The organism is Microbispora oryzae (genome assembly GCF_017896165.1).
GTDB lineage: Bacteria > Actinomycetota > Actinomycetes > Streptosporangiales > Streptosporangiaceae > Microbispora > Microbispora oryzae.
Genome location: NZ_JAFCNB010000014.1, coordinates 36,635 through 61,496, shown reverse-complemented (window position 1 = coordinate 61,496; position 24,862 = coordinate 36,635). Strand labels below are relative to the sequence as shown.

Annotated in this window: 15 protein-coding genes; 7 read left to right on the top strand and 8 right to left on the bottom strand. The window is 70.0% G+C overall.

The features are described 5' to 3' along the window. The first annotated feature begins 44 nt into the window (after window positions 1-44). Complete coding sequence (locus JOL79_RS23415; protein ID WP_307848682.1) at window positions 45-1,091, top strand: LacI family DNA-binding transcriptional regulator; 1,047 nt, start codon at window positions 45-47, stop codon at window positions 1,089-1,091. Window positions 1,092-1,109: 18 nt separating this feature from the next. Here JOL79_RS23415 and JOL79_RS23410 read toward each other — a convergent pair whose 3' ends face one another. The 7 genes from JOL79_RS23410 to JOL79_RS23380 all read right to left on the bottom strand — a co-directional run bounded on the left by JOL79_RS23410 (window position 1,110) and on the right by JOL79_RS23380 (window position 14,237). After that, the gene (locus tag JOL79_RS23410) at window positions 1,110-3,053 is read right to left on the bottom strand and encodes an alpha-L-fucosidase (RefSeq protein WP_210158043.1); all 1,944 of its coding nucleotides are present in this window, start codon (window positions 3,051-3,053) and stop codon (window positions 1,110-1,112) included. Between the two features lie 146 nt (window positions 3,054-3,199). Beyond that, a complete protein-coding gene (locus JOL79_RS35545; protein WP_210158042.1) occupies window positions 3,200-5,314 on the bottom strand; it encodes a cellulose binding domain-containing protein in 2,115 nt (704 codons plus the stop codon). A 135-nt stretch (window positions 5,315-5,449) separates the two neighbouring features. Further along, window positions 5,450-7,633: a cellulase family glycosylhydrolase gene (locus tag JOL79_RS23400; protein WP_210158041.1), complete on the bottom strand. Its 2,184-nt coding sequence runs from the start codon at window positions 7,631-7,633 to the stop codon at window positions 5,450-5,452. 532 nt (window positions 7,634-8,165) lie between these two features. Next, a complete protein-coding gene (locus tag JOL79_RS23395; RefSeq protein ID WP_210158040.1) occupies window positions 8,166-8,501 on the bottom strand; it encodes a hypothetical protein in 336 nt (111 codons plus the stop codon). Further along, window positions 8,498-9,961, bottom strand: a complete 1,464-nt coding sequence (locus tag JOL79_RS23390; RefSeq protein WP_210158039.1) for an FAD-dependent oxidoreductase — start codon at window positions 9,959-9,961, stop codon at window positions 8,498-8,500. Before JOL79_RS23390 ends, JOL79_RS23395 begins: the two co-directional genes overlap by 4 nt. A gap of 166 nt (window positions 9,962-10,127) precedes the next feature. After that, the gene (locus JOL79_RS23385; protein WP_210158038.1) at window positions 10,128-13,025 is read right to left on the bottom strand and encodes an AfsR/SARP family transcriptional regulator; all 2,898 of its coding nucleotides are present in this window, start codon (window positions 13,023-13,025) and stop codon (window positions 10,128-10,130) included. Window positions 13,026-13,109: 84 nt separating this feature from the next. After that, window positions 13,110-14,237, bottom strand: a complete 1,128-nt coding sequence (locus JOL79_RS23380) for a haloalkane dehalogenase (protein ID WP_230985336.1) — start codon at window positions 14,235-14,237, stop codon at window positions 13,110-13,112. Between the two features lie 165 nt (window positions 14,238-14,402). Between JOL79_RS23380 and JOL79_RS23375 the strand changes: the two genes are divergently transcribed. The 6 genes from JOL79_RS23375 (at window position 14,403) to JOL79_RS23350 (ending at window position 23,655) form a co-directional block, all read left to right on the top strand. Beyond that, window positions 14,403-15,116 carry a hypothetical protein gene (locus JOL79_RS23375; RefSeq protein WP_210158037.1) on the top strand — a complete coding sequence of 238 codons (714 nt, stop codon included), beginning with the start codon at window positions 14,403-14,405 and terminating at the stop codon, window positions 15,114-15,116. A 41-nt stretch (window positions 15,117-15,157) separates the two neighbouring features. Then, window positions 15,158-15,997, top strand: coding sequence for a class I SAM-dependent methyltransferase (locus JOL79_RS23370; RefSeq protein ID WP_210158036.1), 840 nt, complete (start codon window positions 15,158-15,160; stop codon window positions 15,995-15,997). A gap of 432 nt (window positions 15,998-16,429) precedes the next feature. Continuing rightward, window positions 16,430-17,710 carry an MFS transporter gene (locus JOL79_RS23365; protein WP_269143900.1) on the top strand — a complete coding sequence of 427 codons (1,281 nt, stop codon included), beginning with the start codon at window positions 16,430-16,432 and terminating at the stop codon, window positions 17,708-17,710. A 34-nt stretch (window positions 17,711-17,744) separates the two neighbouring features. Continuing rightward, window positions 17,745-18,512: a class I SAM-dependent methyltransferase gene (locus JOL79_RS23360; RefSeq protein ID WP_210158034.1), complete on the top strand. Its 768-nt coding sequence runs from the start codon at window positions 17,745-17,747 to the stop codon at window positions 18,510-18,512. Window positions 18,513-18,730: 218 nt separating this feature from the next. Further along, window positions 18,731-19,624 (top strand): ester cyclase, encoded by an 894-nt coding sequence (locus JOL79_RS23355; RefSeq protein ID WP_210158033.1) that lies wholly within the window; start codon window positions 18,731-18,733, stop codon window positions 19,622-19,624. A 167-nt stretch (window positions 19,625-19,791) separates the two neighbouring features. After that, entirely contained in the window at window positions 19,792-23,655 is a 3,864-nt protein-coding gene (locus JOL79_RS23350; protein ID WP_230985335.1) for a Pls/PosA family non-ribosomal peptide synthetase, read from the top strand. 124 nt (window positions 23,656-23,779) lie between these two features. Here the strand turns inward: JOL79_RS23350 and JOL79_RS23345 are convergent, their stop codons facing one another. Then, window positions 23,780-24,829, bottom strand: coding sequence for a multicopper oxidase domain-containing protein (locus JOL79_RS23345; protein ID WP_210158031.1), 1,050 nt, complete (start codon window positions 24,827-24,829; stop codon window positions 23,780-23,782). Window positions 24,830-24,862: the final 33 nt, after the last annotated feature.

Sequence of the window (24,862 nt, the reverse complement as noted above, 5' to 3'; positions counted from 1 at the left end):
GGACGCCGACGTGGCGGGCGCGCCGTTGACGAGGAAGGGCGAACGTGACGGACAACCGGTCGGACGGAGCTGCGGCCGACGAGCAGAGCTCGCAGGGCGGCGGGCCGGGATCGGTCACCATCGCCTATATCGCCGAGTCCGCCGGGGTGTCGATCCCCACCGTGTCGAAGGTGATCAATGGGCGCTCGGGGGTGTCGGCGCAGACGCGCGCCCGTATCGAAGAACTGGTCAACCAGTACGGATACCGCAAGCCCACCGGCAGCCGGAGCAACATCGTCGAACTGGTGTTCCGCGAGCTTGAGAGCATGTGGGCCGTGGAGATCATCCGCGGCGTCGAGCGGGTGGCCCGCAAGAACCGCGTCGGAGTCATGGTCTCGGAGTTCGGCCTCCACGACTCGGTGGGCATGTCCATCGACGACACGGTCGGACGCCGTCCTCAATGTGTCCTGTCGGTGTCGCAGCTCTCACGGGCGGAGCGCGATCAACTGACCGCGAAAGGCATCCCGTTCGTCGTCTTCGACCCGATCGACGAACTACCGGACGACGTACCGTTCGTGGGCGCCACCAATTGGCGAGGCGGCCAGGCCGCGACCCGGCACCTGATCGAGCTGGGACACCGCCGCATCGCCATGATCAGCGGCCCGGATCACCCGTTCTGCCGTGCTCGGCTGGCCGGCTACCTCTCCGCGCTGGCCGAGGCCGAGCTGCCCGCGGATCCCGGCCTCGTGATCCGCACCCTGCTCACCCGCGAGAACGGCTACGCCGCGGCGCGCGACCTGCTCTCCCGGCCCGACCGGCCCAGTGCCATCTTCACCGCGAACGACCTGCAGGCGCTCGGCGTCTACCAGGCCGCCCGCGAGGCAGGACTGTCGATCCCCCAGGATCTCAGCGTGGTAGGTTTCGACGATCTGCCGGTTGTGGCCTGGGTCGACCCGCCTCTGACCACAGTTCACCAGCCGTTGAACGAGATGGCGATCGCCGCGACCGAGCTGGCGCTGTCTCTCGGGCGCGGCGAGGAGATCACACAGGTTGGGCTGGAGATCGCGACCACCCTCACCGTCCGGGAGAGCACGGCGCCGCCGAACGGTTGAGGGCTCGCCGTCAATACGTCAGCTTCGGGTCCACTTCTGGTTGTTCGCACCGGTGCAGGTCCAGATCTGGACCTTGGCGCCGTTGGCGGTGCCGAACGCGGAGACATCCAGGCACTTGCTGGCGCCGACGGCGGTGATGGAGCCGTCGGAGTTGAGGCGCCACTTCTGGTTGTTCTGGCCGTTGCAGTCCCAGATGATCACGGGCGTGCCGTCGGCGGTGCCGTTGCCGTTGACGTCAAGGCACTTGTTACCGTACACCCGCAGCTCGCTCGCGCTGGTGGTCGCCCACTGCTGGTTGACGCCACCGGTGCAGTCCCAGATCTGCGTCTGGGTGCCGTTGGTCTGGGAGACGTTGGGGACGTCCAGGCACTTACCGGAGTTGATGTCGCGCAAGGCGCCGCTCGTCGTGCCGGGAGAGGTCTTCATCGGGCCGTTGAAGGTGAGTTTGACCACGTAGGCCAGCGCGGAGTAGGGCTGGTTGGGCATGGTGACGTGCAGGCCGCTCCCGTCCTGGTTGCGGGCGGGCAGGTTGATGTAGGTGCCGGCGGTGTCGCCGATCATCTCCACCTTGCTCAGGTTGGACAGGTCCATCTTGCTGCCGGCCAGGGAGGCGAGGTTGAGGTTCGAGCCCGGCCAGCCGAGCACCGTGGCGTACAGCACGGTGTTGTCCTTGCTGCGGGTGTAGCGGATGTCCTGCGCGGTGCCGGCCCGGGGCTCGACGAAACTGCCGCCACCCATCTTGGTCGGGCCCTCGCCGTAGGTCGTCCAGGCGCGGGTGGAGTAGACCGACTCGCCGTTGCGCTTCAGGTACGTGCCGATGGCGCCCAGCAGGTCCTTCTGCGCCTGCGGGATCGTGCCGTCGGCCATGGGCGAGATGTTGAGCAGCATGTCGCCGTTCTTGCTGACCCGGTCGATCAGCGAGTGGACCAGCGCGGCCGAGCTGTAGTAGGTGAGTGTCGGGGTGTAGGACCACGACGGATTGCTGACGGAGTCGTCGGTCAGCCAGTAGGGGGACTGGATGCCGGCCGGGCCGCCGCGTTCGTAGTCGTACACCTCGCCCTTGGTGTCGAAGCCGTCCTTGTAGGTGGCCACGACCTCCTTGCCCCACTTGCTGGCCTGGTTGTAGTAGTACGACAGGAAGTTGAGCCGCTTGGCCTCGTCGACAAGGTAGAGGCCGCCGTCCTGCCAGATCATGTCCGGCTGGTACTTGTCGACGACCTCTTTGAGCTTGTCGTACCACAGTTGCTGTTCGGCGGCGTTGCCCAGCTGGCCGTACAGCTTCTTCAGCGTGGTGGTGGGCTGGGCGGGCACGTGGTCGTAGTAACCCGTGAAGTTGTAGAGGTGATGCATCGAGAGCATGAACTTCAGGCCCTTGGCCCGGACCGCGGACGCGAACAGCCCGACCAGATCGAGCTTGGGCCCGCGATCGACGGAGTTCCACTCGTTGACCTGACTGTCCCACATGGAGAAGCCGTCGTGGTGCTCGGCCACCGGCCCGGCGAACTTGGCCCCGGAGTCGGCGACCAACTGCGCCCACTCGTTCGGGTCGAAGTTGCCGCCGGCCGACTTCAGCTTCGGCGCGAACTGCACCCAGTTGCCGGCCTTGTCCCGGGCCCCGTCGATGAAGTTGTTGTACGGCCACACAGACGGGTCGCCGTAGACGCTCTTGTGGTGATTGTTCTCGCTGGAGCCCGGGATGTACATCGTGCGGGGGTACCACTCGGTGCCGTACTGCGGCGTCGCGAAGGCACCCCAATGCCAGTAGATGCCGAACTTGGCGTCCTGGAACCACTCCGGCGCGGCCGGATGCTGGTCCACCGACGCCCACGTCGGATCGTAGACAGCGGGAGCCGCTGTGGCCGTGCCGCTCAGAGACGGAGCGCCAAGCAGGGCTCCGGCGAGCAGAGCGGTACCGGCGAGAGCGGTTCGCCGGCGGAGCCCGGACAGTTTCACGGGGGGCATACCGTCTCCTGATCATGTAGCTGTCGTATCGATTCGCTACGGCGGAACGCCGATCGCGGGCCAGACAGGTAGAACACACGTGGTCCTCGTACGACCGGGCGGTGCGGGCCGGCCCGGCGCCGCCGCCCGGCCCGGATCCCGATGTTTCAGTACGAGTAAGTCGTGGTGCAGACAGTCCCGTTCAGCGTGAAAGAGGCGGGGGGCGGGTTGGCCCCGGTCTGGTTGCCGACGAACCCGAGGCTGACGGTGTTGCCGCCGTTCGCGGCGAGATAGGTGTTGGAGCCGGCCGGAGTGACGATCACGTGCCGGCCGTCCAGTGAGAAGTCGCCGTTCCAGGTGCTGTCGGAGACTGATTCGGTCGAGGCCGGGAAGGTGAACGCCAGCGTCCATCCCGTGATGGGAGTGGGACCGGTGTTGGTGACACTGATGTTCGCCACGAAACCACTGCCCCAGCCCGTGGCGAGGTCGTACGTCACGGCGCAGGTGCTGTCGCGCGGTGTGCCCGTGACGAAGGTAACGGGCTTGGAGGGCATCGAGAGATAGCCCTTCTGGTCGGTGGCGAGCACGTTCAGCGTGTAGGAGGTGCCGGGCACCAGGTTCCGCGCGGTGAACGAGGTCGAGGTCGATTCGCCGAGCAGCACACTGTTGGTGCCGAACTGCTGGTAGACGGCGTAGCGGGTGACATCGCCGCCGGTGGACGGTCGCCAGGAGACGGTCGCGGTGCCGGCGGTGACGTCGCTCGCCGCCGGGCCGCCGGGCGCGGTCAGCGTGGTGCTGACCGGGTTGGTGGCCGACGGCGTGAGCTTGAGCGTCACGATCGAGTACGGCGGAATGACCTGCGTGCTCGCGGTTCCCTGCTTGGAGGTGGCGATCGAGGTGTACCCCGAGCCGAGGGTGTGGACGGTCGGCGTGGCGCCGCTGGGGGTCCAGCCGTCGTAGCCGAGGTGCACGGTGTAGGCGGTGCCGGGGTCCTTGTTGACCAGTTCGACGCTGAGGCCGCCGTCGGCGTTGCGGGCCGCGTGCACGGTGACGAGCCGGTTGTCGGAGGCGGCCTTGACCAGCGTGTCGCCGGGCAGTGCCACCTCGCTGAGCATCTGCAGCGCGTAGTAGGGCGCGAACGGCGTGTTCAGCGGCGGCTCACAGACGTTCTCGCCGTTGCAGTTGCCGCTCGACAGCAGGCCGCCGTCGCCGTACGACGTCGACCCGTCGGGTGCGGTGCTGACGTCGCCCATGCCGTTGCGGGTGTCCCAGTAGTCCACGGTGAACACGCCGTTCTCCAGCGCGGCGAAGTAGACGTCCGCGGTGAACAGGCCGCCCACCTGGGTGTCCGATTGGTAGTTGGACGAGGTCTCGGTCAGCGCGATGCCGATGTTGGGGCCGTTGTGACCGGCGTACTGGTCGATCTGCCGCCGCACCTGCTCCAGCTCACCGGGGAGCAGTCGCACCTGCTGGAGGACGTCCGCGGCGGTGGTGTGGTTCGGGTAGTAGTGCATGATCACGAAGTCGATGTACGGCCCCGCGATCGACAGCACCGTCTGGTTCCAGGCCGCGCTGTCACCGGTCGCGACGACCCCGTCCGGCCAGTTGCCCGGATCCGTGACCACCGCCCCGATCTTGATCGTGGGATCGACCGCCTTCATCGCCTGGGCGTACTGCACCAGGTTGTTCGCGTACGCGGCCGGGCCTTTGCTTTCGTGGTAGTCGAGCTCCCAGTCGGCGCCGTAGTAGCCGTTACCGAAGATCTCGTTGCCGATCTCCCAGTACTTCACGCCGTAGCCCTTGGTGACGTTGGCGTACTTCACCCAGTCGGCGGCCTCCTGCGGCGTGCCCGAGCCGTAGTTCGCGATGAGGATCGCCTGGGCTCCGATGGCCTTGACGGTGCCCATGAAGGAATCGAAGTCCGTCCCCGGCGCCACGTACCCGCCGCCGGAGACGGTGCTGGTCTTCCAGTGGAAGCCGTCGCCGTAGGAACCACCGGGATAGCGCATCATCTGCACGCCGGCCTTGCTGAGAAGATCCACCGACGCCGGAGTGTTCATGTTTCCGTCCCACACCGCCTGGTTGAGGCCGTACGCGGTGTCGGGCACGGTGCCCAGTCCTTCACGGACGTTGACGGTGACGTTGACGGCCTGGGTCTCCGCCTGAGCCGCCGTACCGGATGTCGTGAGGACGGCGCCGACCGCGGCCATGACCATGGCCATGACCACGGCCGCGGAGAGCCGGCGCCGTAAGCCGCGACCGCGGAGAGACGAGAGGTACACGGGTTCTCGCTTTCCGGAGTTCCGGGGAGTGTCCGGATCGCCGGAACGGCGATCGACGGATCTTCGTACGGCACTCCATCGCTCTGCGACGGGGGCCGCGGCCGATGTGGCCGCGACCCCCGTGCCTGTGTGTGGTCAGGTGGTGCTGCCGGTCACGTTGGTGCCGGACTTGGTGATGTAGTAAGTGATGTTCGTTCCACTCCAGAAGTGGAACGTGAGGGTGACGCGTCCGTCGTTGACCTCGGCGAAGAACTCGGGTTTCAGGATGATGGTGTTCGCGGTGTAGTCGGGCTGGAAGGTCGCCCAGAACTCCTTGTACGTGGTCCAGTTGGCCGGTCCGGCGGGGCTGCCGTCGGCGTACTTGGCCTCCATCGTGGCGAGCTGGTCACCGCGGAACTGGGTGGGGATGGAGAACGAGGAGGTCGTGCCGCTGGTGGCGGCCTGCGTCGGCGGGTCGGCGGTGATGATGCTGATCTGCCAGGGCGCGCCCTGGGAGAAGCGGGCCTCGATGGTGGCGTTCACGCCGTAGGCCCGGTTGCCGGCCAGCCGGGTGAGGGCGGCCGCGGTGAGGGTCAGCGTGTTGCCTGACACGGTGTAGTCGGCGCCGTTGGTCAGGTTCGTGCCGCCCTGTCGCAGGCCCTGGAACGAGGTGCCGTTGAGGTTGAGCGTGAGCGTCTTGGCGCTGATCGTGCCACTGCGCGGGAGATACACCTGATCGGAGGAGGCCGTGCCCGATCGCATGGTCCAGCTGGCCTTCATCATCTCGTAGATGCCCTGGTCCCGCCATCGCAGCGCGTTGCGCTCCAGGAACGAGCCCGCGTCCCAGAGCATGGTGGTCAGCTTGCGGATGCGGGCGTTGTAGCCGACGGCCTCGATGTACTTCAGGAACTCACCGCGTTCGATGATGCCGGGCCGGGTGTAGTCGTAGGCGAGCAGCGCCCACTCTCCGATGATCACGGGGATCCCGCGGGACACGAACGTGTTGTAGACCCGGTCGAAGCCGCCGACCAGGTCGCTCTCGACGTTGGTGTCATAGCGGGTGCCGCCGGCGATGTTGGCGCTGAACGGCCACCACCCGTAGAAGTGGACCGTCGCGGCGAGGTTGGGGTCGTGCAGCTGGTTGAAGGTGCCGGTCAACGCGTCCAGCCGGGCCTGCTCAGAGCTGGTGTACAGGGTGGGCAGCACGAGCAGCCGGGTGGCGTTGCCGCCGCCGGACGCGCGCACGAGGCGGACGAACGCGGTGTTGAGCTCGTTCAGCACCTGATCGCTCTCGCTGTCTCCCGAGGTGCCGGTGAACTGCGGCTCGTTGATGCTCTCGAACACCAGCTTCTGCGAGTAGTCACGGAACGTCCCGGCGAGCTGCCGCCACAGAGCGTTGTACCTGTTCATGACGTTTGTACGGTCGCCCGGGTACCCGTTGATCCACTCCCAGGAGTCGTGATGCAAGTTGATCATCACGTAGAAGCCCTCGGCGAGGGACCAGTCGATCACCTGGCGGACGCGGCTCAGCCACGCGGCGTCGAGGGTGTAGTCCGGCGCCGGGCCCTGGTGGTCGTTCCAGGTGATCGGGATCCGGATGCTGTTGTAACCCTGGGACCGCACGTAGTGCAGCATGGCCTGGGTCGTCGGCGGGTTGCCCCATGACGTCTCGTCAGGGATCGCGTCGAAGGTGTTGCCCAGGTTCCAGCCGGGCTGCATGGCGGCCACCCTGGCCATCGCGTCGCCCGGCGGCGGAGACACCGAAGGCGACGGCGACGGCGACGGCGACGGCGACGGCGAGGAGCTGGGCGACGCCGACGGCGAGGGAGACGGCGAGGGGGACCGCGACGGGCTGGCCGACGGCGACGGGCTGGGGGACCGCGACGGACTCGCCGACGGCGACGGCGAGCCGACGTTCCCCGTGCACGTGACGCCGTTGAGCGTGAAGGTACTCGGCGCGGTGTTGGCGCCCGACCACGACCCGTTGAAGCCGAAGGAGACCGTCGCGCTGGTCGCGATGGCCGCGTTCCAGCTCGCGTTGACGGCGGTGACCTGCGCGCCCGACGAGGTGATCGTGCTGTTCCACGGCTGGGTGACCTGCTGCCCCGAGGGGAACGTCCAGGTAAGCCTCCAGCCGTTGATCGGGTCACCGAGGTTCGTGATGCCCACATCGGCGGTGAAACCGCCCGGCCACTGGGAGGTGACCGTGTACGCCACACGACAGCCCGTGGCCGCCTGGGCGGTGACGGCCGTGATCATCCCTGCCGGCAGCAGCACGGCCAGGGTGCCTGCGACCATGCTCACCCACAGCCGCGCTCTGCGTAAGAGCTGCAGATTCACGTGTGATCTCCTCTGCCTTTCATGGTCTTGTCATGCCGGACGGCCGTCAGAGGGTTGGTGCGGAACAGGGATCCTCGACCGCCGAACCGATTCCAATACGTTGAGAGCCGAAAACAGAGCGATCCCAGTTACGCAACAACAACTAAATATTTCGCGAAACATAGCATCATCATTTATCGGAGTCACCGTCCGCCGAGCGGCCCGCAGACCGCTGAACGGAGCATCCTCATCAGGGTTGACAGGCCGGAAGCGTCTCACTCCCCGCCACTCCTGGTCAGCGGCGTGTTCAGCGCTCTCCACCGACAGGCGTTCACACCTACAGGGATAGGACGTTAGAAAGTTTCTCCATCACGATGCTGAAAATTTCAGTCTCGGAGTGCCGTACCAGTCGATGAGTTTGGTCGCGTCCACGGGAGTGGTGTGAGTGTTTCCGCTGGCAGAGGCATGGCGTCCGGAAATGAGGACGGCCATCGCCTGATCCTTCAGATCGAAGGAGAAGCGATGGCCGTTAACGACAGTGTGGGCCGGACGGTCAGCTGGTGCAGGAGGCCTTGGCCGAGACGTACACGCGGGCGGCGCCTCCGTTCGTGGCCGTCACCGTGAGCTTGTCGCGGCTGAAGGCGTCGGAGTCGGTGTCCAGGCTGGTGGTGAGCGACACCCCGGGACCGGCGGTGATGACGATCGTGCCGGTCAGCATCGTGGGCGCGTACGAAGGGCACATGGCCAGGAACGACCTGGTGGCGCCGGGCTCGACCCAGACCGCGTTGCCCGCGGTGGCCGTCTGCGCGGCGGCCGGGCCCGCGAGGGCGAGCCCGCCCAGTACGGCCGCGGTCGCCAGGGTGATGCCGGTGGTGATGCGCTTGGTCATGAGACTGCCTTTCTCTCGCGGTCCTTTCCGGACCGCTTTCTCGGGTTGCGACGCCCGGCCCGGGACGGGCCGGGGTGGTCAGTGACCGGCCGGGACTCTTCCCGGGCGGCGGGCAGCGGGGCGTCCGGGGCGCCGGCACGCGGCCGGAGCACGCGTGCCATGACTCCCGGCGAGAACAGGCGCCGCGGGTGGGTCTGCAGGTTGGCGATGCTCAGGAAGGCGCGCCCCACCACCGGGTCCGCCTCCGCGGCCACGTGAACGCGGGAGAGGTAGCCGTTCAGCAGCCGCACGCGCAGGGTGCGCCGGCCCTCGACGGACGGGAACCGGAGATCGCCCCCGGCTGACATGTCCCACGGCACGTCGATGATCCGCGCGGCACGCTCGTGGAAACGGCGGGCCAGGCCGTGCCGTCCGCCGTCCGCCAGGCAGTCGCGCAGAGCGACGGCCTCGCAGGCCGCCGCCGTCATGCCCTGCCCGTACGTGGGATTGAACTGGCACAGGGCGTCGCCGAACACCAGATAGCCCTCGGGGAAGCGGCGCAGCCGTTCGTAACGGCGGCGGATGGCCACGGGGATGCGCATCAGCCGCGGAGCCCCGAGCGGTTCGAGGCGCCGCAGAAGGTCATGCAGGTCGGGGACCGGAAGGCGGGCCGCGAACCGGTGGTACCCGTCCGGGTCGACCGGCGGCACGTCGTCGCCCATGCCGTACAGGGTGACGAGCCAGCGGTCCCCCTCCGCGCTGAGCGCGACCCCGCCCCTCGGGACCGACGCACTGTGTCCCACGATGAGGGCGACGGCGTCGGCGTCGCCCGGCCGGCGTCGATAGTCGCGCGAGACGTACGCCAGCCCGGAGTCGACGCGGTCCTCCGCCGGGGGCTCGTATCCCAGGCGGCGCAGCCACTCCGCGCCCCGGTTCCCGCGGCCCGTGGCGTTCACCACTAGGTCCGCCGCCATGTCCTCGGGGGTTTCGTGCCCCTGCCGCAGCAGGCGCACTCCGGTGACCGCGCCGCCCACGCCGGCGATCGGCTCGACCGCCTCGCAGCGCCCGTGGATCACGACGCCCGGAAGGGCCGCCACCCGGGCCCGTAACGCGCCTTCGAGGTGCGGGCGGCTCACCGTCAGGCCGCGCAGCGGCGAAGGCGCCCGCCGCAACAGCCGGCCGTCGTTGTACCAGCGGACGTCGTTCTGGATGTCGCAGGGGGTGGCGCCGGTGGCGATCAGATCCGCGGTCAGCCGGGGGAACAGGTCGTCGAGGATCTCGCAGCCCCGGGACAGCATCCCGTGGGCGTGATGGCCCTGCGGCACTCCGCGCCGCGGGACTCCCCGCTCGGGCAGCGCGTCACGGTCGACCACCGTGACCCGTTCGAACGTCTCGCTGAGCACCCGGGCCGCCAGCAGTCCGCCGACGCCCGCTCCGAGAACGACGGCGTGCCCGGTGGGGAGGTGGCCGGTGTCTGTCATGGTGTCCTCACCCGGATCATTCGCTCGATCATGGTTCACCTCGTTGTCCGGCCGCCCTGTGTGTGCGGCCGCGTTCACGACACGAGAATGTGCGTGGCCGCTTGGCGGTCACTGGGAATCGGCTTGGAACGGTCTATTCAGGCCGCGCCGGCGGCCGGGTGAGCCGCTATCGCGGGAGCCGATGACCGTCGATCAGGTTCGTGAGCAGGGCGCTCGCGTCCTCCCGGGACAGCGCGCGCCCGCGTGCCGCATGACGTTCGTACTCGTCCGGCGGCAGCGCCCCTCGTACGGCGGCCGCCTCACGCGGCCCGTCGATCGGGTCCATCAGCTCGGGAGAGACGCCGGCCCGCCGGCCAATGGCCTCGACCGCGCCCATCAGCAGGGCCGCCTGCTCGGCCTGCCCGGTCAGCGTGAGCGCGCGGGCCGCGCTGTGCACCGTCACCAGCCAGAAGGAGATGTCTCCGTATAGGTCCATCGCGGCCAGGATGTCCCCCGCGATGGCGAGCGCCCGGGGGCCGTCCCCGCGGTCCGAGGCGGTCTTCATGTCGCACCAGGCGGCTCCGTCGGCCACCCAGTCGTGGCCACTGGCGTGGGCGGCGGCGATCGCCTCCCGGAAGACGGCGTCGGCGCCCGGCAGGTCGCCCAGGATCCGGAGCACCATGCCCTGGACCATGAGGGTCTCCGCCTCCAGCCAGACCTGGGTGGTGCGCCGGGCGAGCTCGACGGCCGTGCCGGCGAGGGCCGCGGCGTCGACCGCCGCCCCGGCAAGCAGTCCCAGGTAGCCGGCGTAGGCGGTCGCGCTGGCCTCCGTCACCGGGTCTCCGGCCTCGCGGGCCTCCTCGATGGCCGTACGGGCCGCCTCGTGAGCCCGCGCGGTCTGACCTGCGACGTAGCGCAGGGCCCCGACGGCGAATCTGGCACGCGCCCGGACACCCGCGCCGGCGGTCGGGGCGGCCGCGAAGGCCTGGGACAGCCAGGCCAGCCCCTCGGCGACGTGACCTCGGCGGAACCAGAACCAGAAGAGCGCGCCGCCGAGCCGCAGCGCGTGTTCGCCGTCACCCTCCGCCAGCGCGGAGGCGAACGCGGCCCGGAACTCCGGCTGGTCACGGCTCAGGCCGTCCAGCAACGCCACCCCTTGAGGGCCGCGGATGTGGCGTTCGGCGCTTTCCGCCCGGGACAGGGCCCAGGCGCGATGGCGTTCCCGGGCTCCGGCCAGCTCCTCCGGGGAGAGGAAGCCCAAGGCGTACTGGCGCAGTGTCTCCAGCATCCGGTAGCGGCGTGGCGCCGTGCCCGGTTCGGCGGTGACCAGCGACTTGCGGACCAGCGCCGACAGAGGGGCCAGGACGGGCGTCACTCCCCCAACGGCGGCCGCGCCCTCGAGGTCGAAGCCGGCGCAGAGCACGCCGAGCCGGTGGAAGAGCCGGCGTTCCGCCGGTCGCAGCAGCTGGTCGCTCCAGGCCACCGTGTCCAGCAGGGTCCGATGGCGGTCCGGCCGTCCGGCGGGACCGCCCACCAGCAGAGTGAAGCGGTCCTCCAGCGCGTCGGCGATCTGGCCGACGGACAGCGTCCGGCACTGCGCGGCGGCGAGTTCGATGGCCAGCGGGATGCCGTCGAGACCCGCGCACAGGGCGGCGATCCTCTCCCTGTCGTCCGGCCCCGGCGTCCAGCCGGCCTGGGTGGCGGCCGCGCGACGGAGGAAGAGCTCCGCGGCCTCCGTCTCGGCGTGCAGCGGCGGCACTTCGTAGACCGTCTCACCGGTGATGCCCAGCGGTTCGCGGCTGGTGCAGAGGATCCGTACGGCGCCGCATCGGCTCAGCAGGGTGTGGACCACCGTGGCCGCCGGGACCAGCAGGTGCTCACAGTTGTCCACGACGATCAGCAGATCGCGGCCGACGAGCATCCCGGCCAGCTGATCGGGGGACGACGCGGCGGGCAGGCCCAGGGCGGTGGCGATGGTGGCGGTGAGCAGTTCGGGGGCGCGCAGCCCCGCGAGCTCGACGAGCCACGGCCCGTCGGCGTCGGTGCGGGCGCGCGCCACCTCCAGTGCCAGGCGGGTCTTGCCGACCCCACCTGGGCCGGTGAGCGTGACAAGCCGGTGCCCGTCCAGCAGATCCGCGACAGCCGCGAGGTCGCCGCCGCGGCCGACGAAGCTGGACAGCGCGAACGGCAGATTGCCCGCGGGCGGTGCCGGGGCCGAGCGGTGGGGGGACGGCACGCGGCCGGGGGCCGCAGGTGCCGTGGCGACCCCTGTCTCCGGCGCAAGCGGCTCTCCCCGGGCCGGCCGTGAGTCCGGGGAGAGCGCCGGTTCTTGGGCGAGCACGGCGGCCTCCAGTTCGCGCAGGCCCCGTCCCGGATCGATGCCGAGCTCGTCGGCGAGCCGTCTGCGCACCCTGCGCAGCGTGGCGAGGGCCTCGGCCTGCCGCCCCGACCGGTACAGGGCGAGAGCCAGCAGTTCCCAGCCGCGCTCCCGGAGCGGCTGCTCGGCGACCAGCGCCTCCAGCTCACCCACGGCGGCGGCGTGCCGCCCCGACGCGATGACGGCGGCGAGCCGGTCCTCGCGCACCGTGGCCCGCAGATCCTCCAGCCGGGTCGCGTCGGGCGCCGCGAAGGCGGCCCCGGCGAAGTCCGCGTAGGCCGGGCCCCGCCAGAGCGCCAGCGCCTGCCCGAGGAGCTCCGTCGCCTGTTCCGGTTCGCCGCCCTCCAGCGAGCGCCGGCCCCGAGCGGCCAGATCCGTGAAGAGCCCGGCGTCGACCGCCGCGGGGGTGATGCGCAGGGCGTAGCCCGACCCCTCGCGCACCAGCAGCCGGGCCGGAGCGCCGGGCTCCCGTTCCGGCTCCAGCGCCCTGCGCAGATCCCCGACATAACCGTGGAGCGTCGTCATGGAGGGCGGGCGGGAGCCGTCCCACACTTCCGAGAGGATCCGTTCCGCGGAGACGGTCCTGCCCTCCGCTATCAGCAGCAGGGCCAGCACGGCCTGCTGGCGGGGCCCACCCAGCCGGGCCGCACGGCCGCCCACCTCGGCGCGGAGCGGCCCCAGCACCCCGAACCACACGCCCACGGCCATGATCCAATGATGCGCCAACGCATGTCCGGCGCACCAGCCCGGAAGGATCTTTCGGCGCCTGACGATGACGGGTCGCGACCGGCCCTACCGCGTCGACTCGATGAAGTCGTTGACGATCGCGGCGAGTCTGGGGCCCTGGTCTTCCTGCACGAAATGGCCCGCGCCGGCGATGGTGGTGTGCGGCCGGCCGTGGGCGCCCGGGATGCGCTCGCGCAACCACTGGTCGGGATTGGGGACGGCGTAGCTCGGGTCGTCGGTGTTCGGCGCCTGCGGCAGCAGGATCACGTGGTCGCTGAACGCGCACAGGAAAGGTATGGACAGTGTCTGCAGCACAGCCCACGCGTTGCGGTTGGGAACGGTGGCCTCGTCCCAGGCCGTGATGGGCACCAGGAGGGGAAACTGGCGGGCGCCCTGCCGGTAGGTCTCGTCCGGGAACGGCGCGTCGTATCCGGCCTTCACCGCCGGGCTGAGCTCGCCGACCGTGCCCGCCTCGACCACGGATCCGGCGTCGAACGGCTCGGCCCGCTGACTCCACTGCGTCCACGCGTGAAAGGCCCGGCCGACGTCCTGGTCACCGGTCGGAAGATAGGTGTTCGTCGCCACCACGCGGCGGAACCGGCCGGGATGTTCGGCCAGCAGTCGCAGCCCCAGCAGGCCACCCCAGTCGTGGCACACCATGGTCACGTCGCGCAGGTCGAGCCGGTCGAACACCGCTTCGCGCAGCCAGTCGACATGACGCTGGTAGGTGTACGCGAAACGGGACGCGGGCTTGTCGGAGCGGCCGAAGCCGACCAGGTCGGGGGCGACGCAGCGATGCCCGGCGGCCACGAGCGGCGGGATCACGTGCCGGTACAGGTAGCTCCAGGACGGTTCCCCGTGCAGAAGCAGGATCGTCTGCCCTGACTCCTTCACCGGATCAGCCGGCCGCTCGTCGACGTAGTGCATCCGCAGCCGGCCACCGGTGCCGTCCCCGGCGCCGACATGGACGTAGTGCGGCTCGAACGGGTAGCCGGCCAGATCCCGGAACCGAGACTCCGGCGTACGTAACACCTTCATGTGGGGCGCCGATCGCGGCTGCCCGTCATGCGCCGGTGGCGGGAATCGGAGCAGACCACTCGCCGCGGCCGCGGTCCCGGCGCCGAGCATGTGGCGGCGGGTCAGGAAGGCGGGCACGGGAGCGTCGTCACTGTCGTCTGGGCGATTCGCGGTCATCGTATTCCTCGCTGTGCTGGCCGATCCGTCGGGCGAACCCGAACAGGTACGTACGGGTTACATGCTAGCCTAAAAGCCGAACACGTTTGTTCAGGTTATCTCCCGCACGTCCGCCGATCCGCGCACCAGACGCGCCGCAAGGCGATGAGATCCAGGAGAACGACGATGAGTAGCCACCGCCCGGCGCACGATGCCGCCGGCACGACGACACCACCCCCGCCCCTCCGCCACCACGGCGCCGAGGACGACACCCGGTACATACGGATGACGGTGAAGCTCACCGCGATGATCGGGGGCCCGTTCTTCCTGCTCACCGTCATCCTGCACCCGGCCCGCGACGGGCACGACATCGCGGCGGGCGCCCAGTGGTACGCCTTCACCCACTCCATGGAGGCCATCAGCCTGCTGATCCAGGCGGTCTGCCTGGCCGGTGTAGTGGCTCTGGTCATGAACAGGTTCGGTCCGCGCGGGCTCACCACGCTGTACACCGCTCTGACCGGGACCATGCTCTGGTTCGGTCTGATCGTCTTCGACGGCGGCCACAACCCGGTGACGGCCAGGTACGCGCCCGACCTCGTGCACACCTCCAAGGACATCGACATCGAGGGCGGCATCATCGTGCTGGCCGCGAACATCGTCTTCCCGCTGGGATACGTGCTGCTCGCCCTGCTGCTCAACCGCCACGGGCAGCGGTGGACCGGCCTGCTCCTGGGATTCGGCGGCGTCGTCTACGCGATCGGCGGCACCGCGTCCCTGTTCGGTTTCGGACCGCACTCGATGACCACATCCGTCATCGAGATCACCGGCGCCGCCCCGTACGCGTTGGGCTACGTGCTGCTCGGCCGCGCCTTCGGACAGGCCCGGCAACTCTCCGCCTGACACCGGCGCATCGACACCTCACCGCTAAAAGGAGACCTTTGATGCGACACATCGCCAACACCGAGCAGGCCGTGGCATGGAACGGCTATGACGGCGCGCACTGGGCCGATCACGCCGAACGCTGGAACACCGTGGTCGGCGAGATCAACAAGGAGCTCTTCGCCGCCGCCGCGATCGACACGCGCGCCCGCGTGCTCGATGTCGGGTGCGGCGCCGGGCAGACGACCCGCCTGGCCGCGCGCGAGGCCGGGCAGGGTCACGCGACGGGGGTCGACCTGTCGGAGCCGATGCTCGCGCGGGCGCGCGCCACCGCGATGGAGGAAGGCATCGCGAACGTACGGTTCGAACAGGGCGACGCGCAGGTCCACCCCTTCCCCGCAGGCGAGTTCGACGTCGCCATCAGCCGGGGCGGAGTCATGTTCTTCAACGATCCGGTCGCCGCGTTCGCCAACATCGGCCGCGCGCTCCGTCCAGGTGGCCGCCTTGCTTTCGTCTGCCCGCAGGAGATGGCCGCCAACGAATGGTTCGTCGTCCAGAACTCGGCGCTGCTCGGGCACGAACTCCGCCCTTCGCCGCCGGGGGCACCCGGCATGTTCTCGCTGGCCGATCCGGAACGCATCACCGATGTGCTCAGCGACGCCGGTTTCGCGGACGTGACAGCGTCGCCGGTCGTCACACGGATGGTCTACGGCAGTGACGCCGCCGACGCCGCCGAGTTCTTCCTCAGCACCGGGCCCGTCCGGTTCCACCTGCGGGAGGCCGGCCCGTCCGAGGTCGATGAGGCACGCGAGCGCGTGACCGCCGCGCTGCGGCCCTACGAGAAGGAGGGCGTCGTCGGGTTGCGTGCCAGTTGGTGGGTGGTGAACGCCACCAGGCGCTGACCGGCCCCGACGCCGAGGAGGGACTCATCTCTTCTCTTCGGCGGCGGTGCGCTACGGCCCTCGTCACACATCAATCCGAACATAGCTGTATTAGTTAGTGCTAGAGTGAAAATCGAACATAGCTGTTCAGGTTAGTCGGGGGTCATGTCGCGCCCGCGATCGCCGTTGACGCACTCCCCCGCGACCGTTCTCGCCACAGAGGACGTCCTATCCATAGGGAGGTGAATCGCCATGACCTCGATCCCCAAGGGCTGGTTCCCTTACTAGACAGGCGTGACCCTGAAAGTTGATCTCAGTCCGATTCGGTCACGAGATCGTCGCGCCGGGTCCGAGGGGCGGAAGGCCCTGGCAGTCGTGCCGCCCTCGGACCCGGCTTCGGCGCACGCGGGGTTCCTGCTGTGACCGCTATGACAGGGAAAAGCGAATCTCCACATGGCAGAACCCTCCTCCACGACCGGATCGCAGGACGCCTCAGCGGCCTCACGTAGCCGGGCAGGCGTCAGAGCCGGATACGGCGCCGTGTTCGTGGTCAAGGAATTCCGGGCGATTTTCACGGCCCATGTCCTTTCCATGCTGGGAAGCGTCTTCGCCGACGCCTCGCTGGCCGTGCTGGTGTTCCGGCGGACCGGCTCGGCGCCGCTGACGGCGCTCGTCTTCGCCCTCGGCTTCCTGCCCTACGCTCTCAGCGGGATCCTGCTCTCCGGCGTCGCCGACCGGTACCCCGCCCGCCGGGTGCTGGTGGCCTGCGACCTGCTCTCGGCCGGCTGCGTGGCGTTGATGGCCGTCCCGGTGACTCCGCTCGCGGTGTTGTTCGTCCTCCGCTTCGCCGTCTCGATGATGTCGCCGTTGTTCACCGGCACCCGGGCGGCGAGCCTGGCCGACATCCTGCCGGACGACCTGTACGTCCTGGGCCGTTCGCTGGTGCGGACGGTCTCGCAGGGATCCCAGATCATCGGCTACGGACTCGGCGGATTGGCCCTGATATGGCTGTCACCCCGCACCGCGCTGCACGTGACCGCCGGCACCTTTCTCGGTTCCGCGCTGCTCCTGCGTCTCGGCACCCGCGGCCGCCCGGCCCGGGCATCGGGAGGCGAGGCGATGATGCGCGCGTCGATCGCCTCCACCCGGCGGTTGCTCGGCGCCCCCCGGATCCGCGCGCTGCTGCTGATGTGGTGGATCCCGCCGATGTTCTTCATCGTCGCCGAAGGAACCGCCGCGCCTTTCGCGGACGCCGGGGGTGCGGGCTCGGCGGGGTTCGGGCTCTTCCTGGCCGCGATGCCGGCGGGGACCGCGGCGGGCGAGGTGCTGGCCGGCACCCTGCTCGGGGCGGCCGCCCGCGAGCGGATCGCACTACCGCTGGCGGCGGTGTCGATGCTGCCGATGGCCGCGTTCGCCGTCCATCCACCGCTGCCGCTCGCGGTCGCGCTCATGTTCCTCACAGGGCTGTGCGCCGCGTACACGCTCGGCATGGACCAGTGGTTCGTGCGAGCGGTGCCTGTGACGATGCGGGGCAGCGCCATGTCCCTGCTGGGCGCCGGGCTCATGACCCTCCAGGGGCTCGGAGTGACCGCCGGCGGCGCCATCGCCGCGTTGGTTCCCCCATACGCGGTGATATGCGGAGCCGGTACGGCCGGGACGATCTGTATGTTCGTCATCCTGCGATCGGTGCGCGCGACGCGGACGACGGCGCCGGCCATGGACGCGGCATCGTAGGCGTTGACGGAGCCGACCGTGTCAGGATGCTCGCATGTCTGGTCGCGCGCTGAGCTTCGGAGCGGTGGCGCAAGCATACGAACGTTTCCGGCCGGGGTATCCCGTTGAGCTGTTCGACCTGGTGATGACGTACGCGGGCCGGCCGGTCCGGACCGCCCTCGAGATCGGCGCCGGGACGGGAAAAGCGACCCGTCTGTTCGCTCGACCGGGGATCACGGTCACCGCGACCGAGCCTGACGGGGCCATGCTCGCCGAGCTGCGTAAGCACGTGCCGGCGAACGTCACGACCGTGCAGGCCGCGTTTGAGGACGTGCGCCCGGGCGAGAGCTACGAGCTGATCTATGCGGCAGCGGCGCTGCACTGGACGAACCCGGAGGGTCGATGGCCGCGCATGGCATCCCTGCTGGAGCCGGGTGGCGTGTTCGCCTCGTTCGGTGGACCGGTCCGGCCGGCTGACCCGGCTGTGGGGGAGGCTCTTCGCGCGGCCCGGGCACCGTTCTTGGAGAGCGACGAGGTGCCGTCTCCGGATGGGACGCCTCCGGGACATGACATGCAGTGGCCGGGGACGGAGCTCCAACGGTCTGAGTGGTTCGCCGATGTTCAGCAGTTCGTGATCGAGCGGCGCCTGACGATGAGTGCTCGCGACTACGTCGGCCATCTCTCCACCATCTCGGCTTATCTCGAATTGCCGGCCTCGGAGCGACAGCAGGTATTCAGCCGGATCATGGGGGTCCTGCCCAAGACAGTCGAGATCGCCGCCGACATCGACGTCCATCTCGCGCGCCGGCGCTGCGAGCAGTAGCGCCTCGATTTTCGGACGTCCGTCACCGCCGGCGGCGTCGCCATGGACGGACGGCGACTCCGGCCGATTTTTTTCGCGGTGCGGTGTCCGTCCGGCGCCCGGCCGTTCGTCACTTCCGCAGATCCGCCCGAAAGGGGGTGGCCGGGGAACCCCCGGAGCGACCGCCCCATACCGAGCCGGCCGACGTCCTCGTCGCCGCCCAACCGAATGGACCCACAATGCCGGACATCCTGCACCGCATCAGCATCGACGCCCCGCCGCAGCGGGTACACGACCTTATCGCCGGCACCGACGGCATAGCCCGCTGGTGGACCGGACGGCCGCTCACCGGCGAACACACCGCCGGCTCCAGCTTCGGTGTCTACTTCGGTGACGCCGAGCAGCCCGCCGCCGTCATGCAGGTCGTGACCGACACTCCTGACCACGTGGTGTGGCGGGTCACCGACGGACCCGGCACCTGGATCGGCACCCGGATCACCTTCGCCCTCCGAGCCGGCGGCCACGGCGGCACCACGCTTCTGTTCACCCACGCCGGCTGGCAACAGGCCGGCGAATTCATGAGCGGCTGCAGCACCAACTGGGGCGCCTACCTCACCAGCCTCAAGAACGGCGCCGAGACCGGTGCGTTCGGTGCCTACCCGGCCGGCGAGATCAGCCGCTGGGACGCGAACCCATCGGCGCCGACGGAAGAAGAGGATCTGCCCTTGTCCGGCAACGTCGAGATCATCACGCGCTTCGAGCACGCGTTCCGTGCGGCAGACCAGGCGACGATCGACGAGCTCTGCGACCCGGGCCTGGTCGACCACAATCCGGCGCCCGGCCACGAGCCGACGCTGGCCGGCTTCAAGCAGAAGGTCGCGGGCTTCAAGGCGATCTTCCCCGACATCAAGGAGGACCTGCAGGACATCGTCGCCGGCGGCGACACCGTCGCCACCCGGTGGGTCGTGACCGGTTCTCAGCAGCAGGAATTCATGGGGATCCCCGCAGCCGGCCAGACGATCAGGGTCGAGGGCATGAACTTCTACCGCCTCAAGGATGGTCGCGTGACTGACATCTGGACGCAGTTCGACGGCGCCGCCATGATGCGGCAACTCGGCGCCGGCCCGGCCTGACGATCGCGACATCTACCGGGGTTTGGCTATTGTTCATGGAATAGATGCATATTGTCAGTCGTTCCGACCCTCGTAACGATCAGGGCGAAGGGCTTGATGCCCGCGCGGTACGCGCGATCCCCCTCGGGGGAGCCACTGCCAGGCACGCGGACATCGAGGAGAGCCCGTTGCGTCCTTCCATCGCGGACTCCGGCCACGCCGCCGGCTTCGTCTGGGACACCCGCGCCGTGTTCCTGTCGAGTGGAGCGGCTCCCCGGCCGAGGACCCTCGTGGACGTCCTGGACCGTACGGCGCGGCGTCACCCGCACGCGCTCGCGCTCGACGACGGCCGCACCCGGCTCGACTACCTCGGGCTGCGGGCCGAGGTGGACCGGATGGCGGGCGAGCTGGTCGCGGCGGGGATCGGCCCCGGCGACCGTGTCGGGGTGCGCCGTCCGTCCGGCACCGCCGGTCTCTATGTCGCGATCCTCGCCGTCCTGACGGCCGGGGCCGCCTACGTCCCCGTCGACGCGGACGACCCGGACGAGCGGGCCGAACTGGTCTTCTCCGAGGCGGCCGTGTGCGCCGTCATCGGGGAGACCGTCAAGGTGACCGGCACGCCCGGGGGCCGGCCGGGACCTCCCGGCCTGGACGACGACGCCTGGATCATCTTCACCTCGGGGTCCACCGGCAAGCCGAAGGGCGTCGCGGTGACGCACCGCAGCGCGGCGGCGTTCGTGGACGCCGAGGCCCGGCTGTTCCTTCCGGACCGGGCGATCGGCCCCGGCGACCGGGTGCTCGCCGGTCTTTCCGTCGCCTTCGACGCCTCGTGTGAGGAGATGTGGCTGGCCTGGCGGCACGGCGCGTGCCTGGTGGCCGCTCCGCGCGCGCTGGTGCGGACCGGCATGGATCTCGGCCCGTGGCTGGTGGACAAGGGCATCACGATCGTCTCCACGGTGCCGACGCTGGCGGCCCTGTGGCCGGCGGACTCGCTCGACCGGGTCCGCCTGCTGATCTTCGGCGGCGAGGCGTGCCCGTCCGAGCTGGCCGAACGCCTCGCCGTACCGGGCCGGGAGGTCTGGAACACCTACGGGCCCACCGAGGCGACCGTCGTGGCCTGCGCCGCACGGATGTCGGGTGAAGGGCCGGTGCGCATCGGCCTTCCGCTCGACGGGTGGGACCTCGCCATCGTCGACGCCGCCGGCGAGCCCGTCGCCATGGGCGAGACGGGCGAGCTCGTCATCGGCGGCGTGGGTCTGGCGCGTTACCTCGACCAGGAGAAGGACGCGGAGAAGTACGCCCCCCTGCCGTCACTCGGCTGGGAACGGGCCTACCGCAGCGGCGACCTGGTCCGCGCCGAAGCGGACGGGCTGATCTTCAACGGCCGGGCGGACGAGCAGATCAAGCTCGGCGGCCGGCGCATCGAGCTGGGCGAGGTCGACGCGGCGCTGCAGGCGCTTCCCGGCGTCTCCGGTGCCGCCGCGGCGGTCCGTACGGCGGGCGCGGGCAATCAGCTTCTCATCGGCTACGTCGTCCCGACCGGCGACTTCGACCACGAGACCGCGACCGGCCTGCTGCGCCAGGCGCTTCCCGCCGCGCTCGTGCCGCGCCTGGCGCTCGTGGAGGGCCTGCCGACCCGTACCTCCGGCAAGATCGACCGCGATGCGCTGCCCTGGCCGCTGCCCACCGCGGAGGCGTCCGGCGCGCCGGACGGAGAGCTGACCGAGACCGAGCGACGGCTGGCCGATCACTGGGAACAGGTCCTCGGCGTCACCCCGGCCGGCCCCGGCGCCGACTTCTTCTCCGAGGGCGGCACCAGCCTCGCCGCGGCACGGCTGGCGTCCGCGCTGCGCGCCGAATATCCGGCCGCCGCCGTCGCCGACATCTACGATCATCCGACGCTCGGCGCACTCGCGGCCCACCTGTCCGCTTCGCCGGGCACTAAGGCCGCCACCACCGGCCGGGTCGTCACTCCGATGCCCCGGCGGGCGGCCGTCGCGCAGGCGGCGCTGATGCTGCCGCTCCTCACGGTCAGCGGGCTGCGCTGGCTGACCGCGCTGGCCACGCTGAACAACGTGGTCTCCCTGCCCTGGGCGCCGGCGGTCCCCTGGGGCTGGGTGCTGGCCGGGTGGCTGCTGTTCTTCTCCCCCGCGGGACGCATGGCCGTCGCGGCCTGCGGCGCCCGGATTCTGCTGCGCGGGGTGAAGCCGGGAAGCCACCCCCGTGGCGGCCACGTACACCTGCGGCTGTGGTTCGCCGAGCAGCTCGCCGCCCGTCTGGGCGTCCCCGGCCTGTCGGGCGCCCCATGGGTCACCTACTACGCGCGGGCGCTCGGGGCGCGCATCGGCCAGAACGCCGACCTGCACTCCCCGCCTCCGATCACCGGCATGTTGCGCCTGGGCGCCGACGCCGCGGTCGAACCCGAGGTGGACCTGAGCGGATATTGGTATGACGGCGACCGTGTCCACATCGGCGGCATCCGCATCGGTTCCGGCGCGACGGTGGGGTCACGCTCGACCCTGCTTCCCGGCGCGAAGATCGGCAAGAACGCCCAGATCGCTCCCGGATCCGCGGTCGCGGGGACCGTGCCGTCCGGCGAGCGGTGGGCGGGGGCGCCGGCCGTACGGCAGGGCAAGGCCCGCAAGACCGAGGACCGCCCGGCGCGCACCGGCCGCTGGCTGGCCGTCTACGGCGTGTCCGCGCTGGTGCTGAGCCTCCTGCCGGTGGCCGCCGCCGTCCCCGGCGTCGCGGTGCTGGCCGCCTTCCTGCGTGGGAGCTCCACACCGCTGATCTCGGCGCTGTACGGCGTTCCACTCGCGACGCTCGCCTCGATGGCCGCGTTCGCCCTGGCGACCATCGCGAGCGTCCGGCTGCTCGCGCTCGGGCTGCGCGAGGGCAGCCACCCCGTCCACAGCCGCCAGGCGTGGCAGGCGTGGGCGAGCGGCCATCTCATGGCGATGGCCCGTGTGTGGCTGTTTCCGCTGTACGCGAGCGTGCTCACCCCGTCGTGGCTCCGTGCCCTCGGCATGAGGGTCGGCCGCGACGTCGAGTTGTCCACCGTACTGGCGCTGCCGTCGATGACCTCGGTCGGCGACGGCGCGTTCCTCGCCGACGACACCATGGTCGCGCCGTACGAGCTCGAGGGTGGCCGCCTGCGGATCGCGAGCGCGCGCATCGGCAAGCGGGCCTTCCTCGGCAACTCGGGGATGACCGCCCCGGGCCGCAAGGTGCCCAAGGACGGGCTGGTCGGCGTCCTGTCGGCGGCACCGAAGAAGGCCAAGGCCGGCTCGTCCTATCTCGGCATGCCGCCGGTCAGGCTCCGCCGTACGGTCGAGGACGGCGACCGGACCCGCACCTACGATCCGCCCTTGCGGTTGAAGGTCGCGCGCGCGGCGGTCGAGCTCTGCCGCCTCGTCCCCGCCACGGCCACGGTGGCCCTGGCCGTGCTCGTCCTTGCGGTCCTCGAACGACTCTCCGCGACGTACGGCTTCGCTGCCGCGGGACTCCTCGGCGGAGTGGTCCTGCTCGGCGCGGGCGTGGTGGCCGCGGCGGTCGCCAGCCTGGCCAAGTGGGCGATCGTCGGCCGCATCCGCGCCGGCAACCGCCCCCTGTGGAGCTCGTTCGTGTGGCGCAACGAGCTGGCGGACAACTTCGTCGAGGTGCTCGCCGCCCCGTGGTTCGCCGAGCCATGGCTGGGCACCGCACCGCTCAACCTCTGGCTGCGCTCTCTGGGCGCGCGGATCGGGCGGGGGGTGACGTGCGCCACCTACTGGCTGCCCGAGGCCGATCTGATCACGCTCGGCGACGGCGTGAGCGTGAACCGCGGCTGCGTGTTGCAGACCCATCTGTTCCATGACCGGGTCATGAGCATCGACACGGTGGACCTCCAGAGGGGGGCCACGCTCGGTCCGCACGGGGTCGTCCTCCCCGCGGCCCAGGTCGGGGCGGACACCACGATCGGTCCGGCGGCGCTGGTGATGCGCGGCGAGTCCGTCCCGCCCCAGACCCGCTGGTTCGGCAACCCGATCACGGCGTGGGCTCCGGCCGAGTGACGCCGGGCGAGCCGGTGTCGCGCGGCGCCGTCCTCGCCGCGCTCGACCGGGCCCGCGAAGAGATCTTCATGGCACAGGGAGTGCTTCCAGCCGAAGCCTCTCCGGACGTATGACGGCGTCGCCGTTACATGCCGTCCATGGAATGGCCCGCCATGTCGTCCATGGAGTGGCTCGGCATCACACTCATCGAGGGCTCCGGCATGTCGTCCATGGAGTGGCCCGGAACGTTCCCGTCCGCGTCGGTCACCATGAGCGTCCCGGCCATCCCCGCGTCGGAGTGGCCCTGTACGTGGCAGTGGTACATCCACATTCCGGGGCCGACGCGTTCGCCGGCGATCACTTGGAAGCCGAAGGACTCGGCGGGACCTGTGGTCTTGGTGTCGATGATCCGGCTCTGCTCCTCCGGGTCTTTCAGCATGCCGGTGCGGTTGTCGGCCCAGCGGTGCCCGTGGATGTGGAAGGTGTGGAAGAGGTTGCCGTGGGCGACGACGACGAACTCCACTCGTTCGCCGAGCTTGGCGGTGAAGTCGGGCGCCGGGGTGAGGTTGTTGGTCTTCATGTCGTTGAAGACGACGGTGAAGGTCTTGTCCGGGAGCACGTCACCCGTGCGGCGCACCACCAGCGGCCCGTAGAGCCCGCGCAGGATGCCGCCCGTGCCGTGGTCGGTCCCCACCACATGATCGTGATAGTGCCAGTAACCCGCACTGCCGGCCGCGATGGTGCCGTCCGAGCGGGTGGCCGGGGCGTGGGTGCGCCAGGTGTAGACGTACCGGCCTCCCGGCTCCACCACACTGTCGTTCATCCGCGTGCCGTCGCTGGTCGCCTCGTAGTCGACTCCGTGCGCGTGCAGGCTGGCGGTCACGTCGGCGTTGTTGACCAGCTCGATCTCGAGAGTCTCCCCCTCGATCATCTCGATGAGGGGGCCGGGGATCGTGGGCTTGCCGGGCTCCAGGCCGTAGCCCATCTGACCGTCCGGCATGTTCTCCACATAAAGGGTGATGCGCCGGACCTCACCCGGCTCGCCCGCGGTCTTGCCCGCAGTCTTACCGGCGGGCTCCGCGGTGGCCTGACTCACCACGGCGAACGGCGCGATCACGGCGGCCGTCGCCGCCGTGGCGGTGAAGGCCCGCCGGGAGAACAGGCGTCGCGTCACATCAGTGCTTTTCTCGGTCATGGTTCCCAATCGGTGACGGCACTCGCCCGGGTA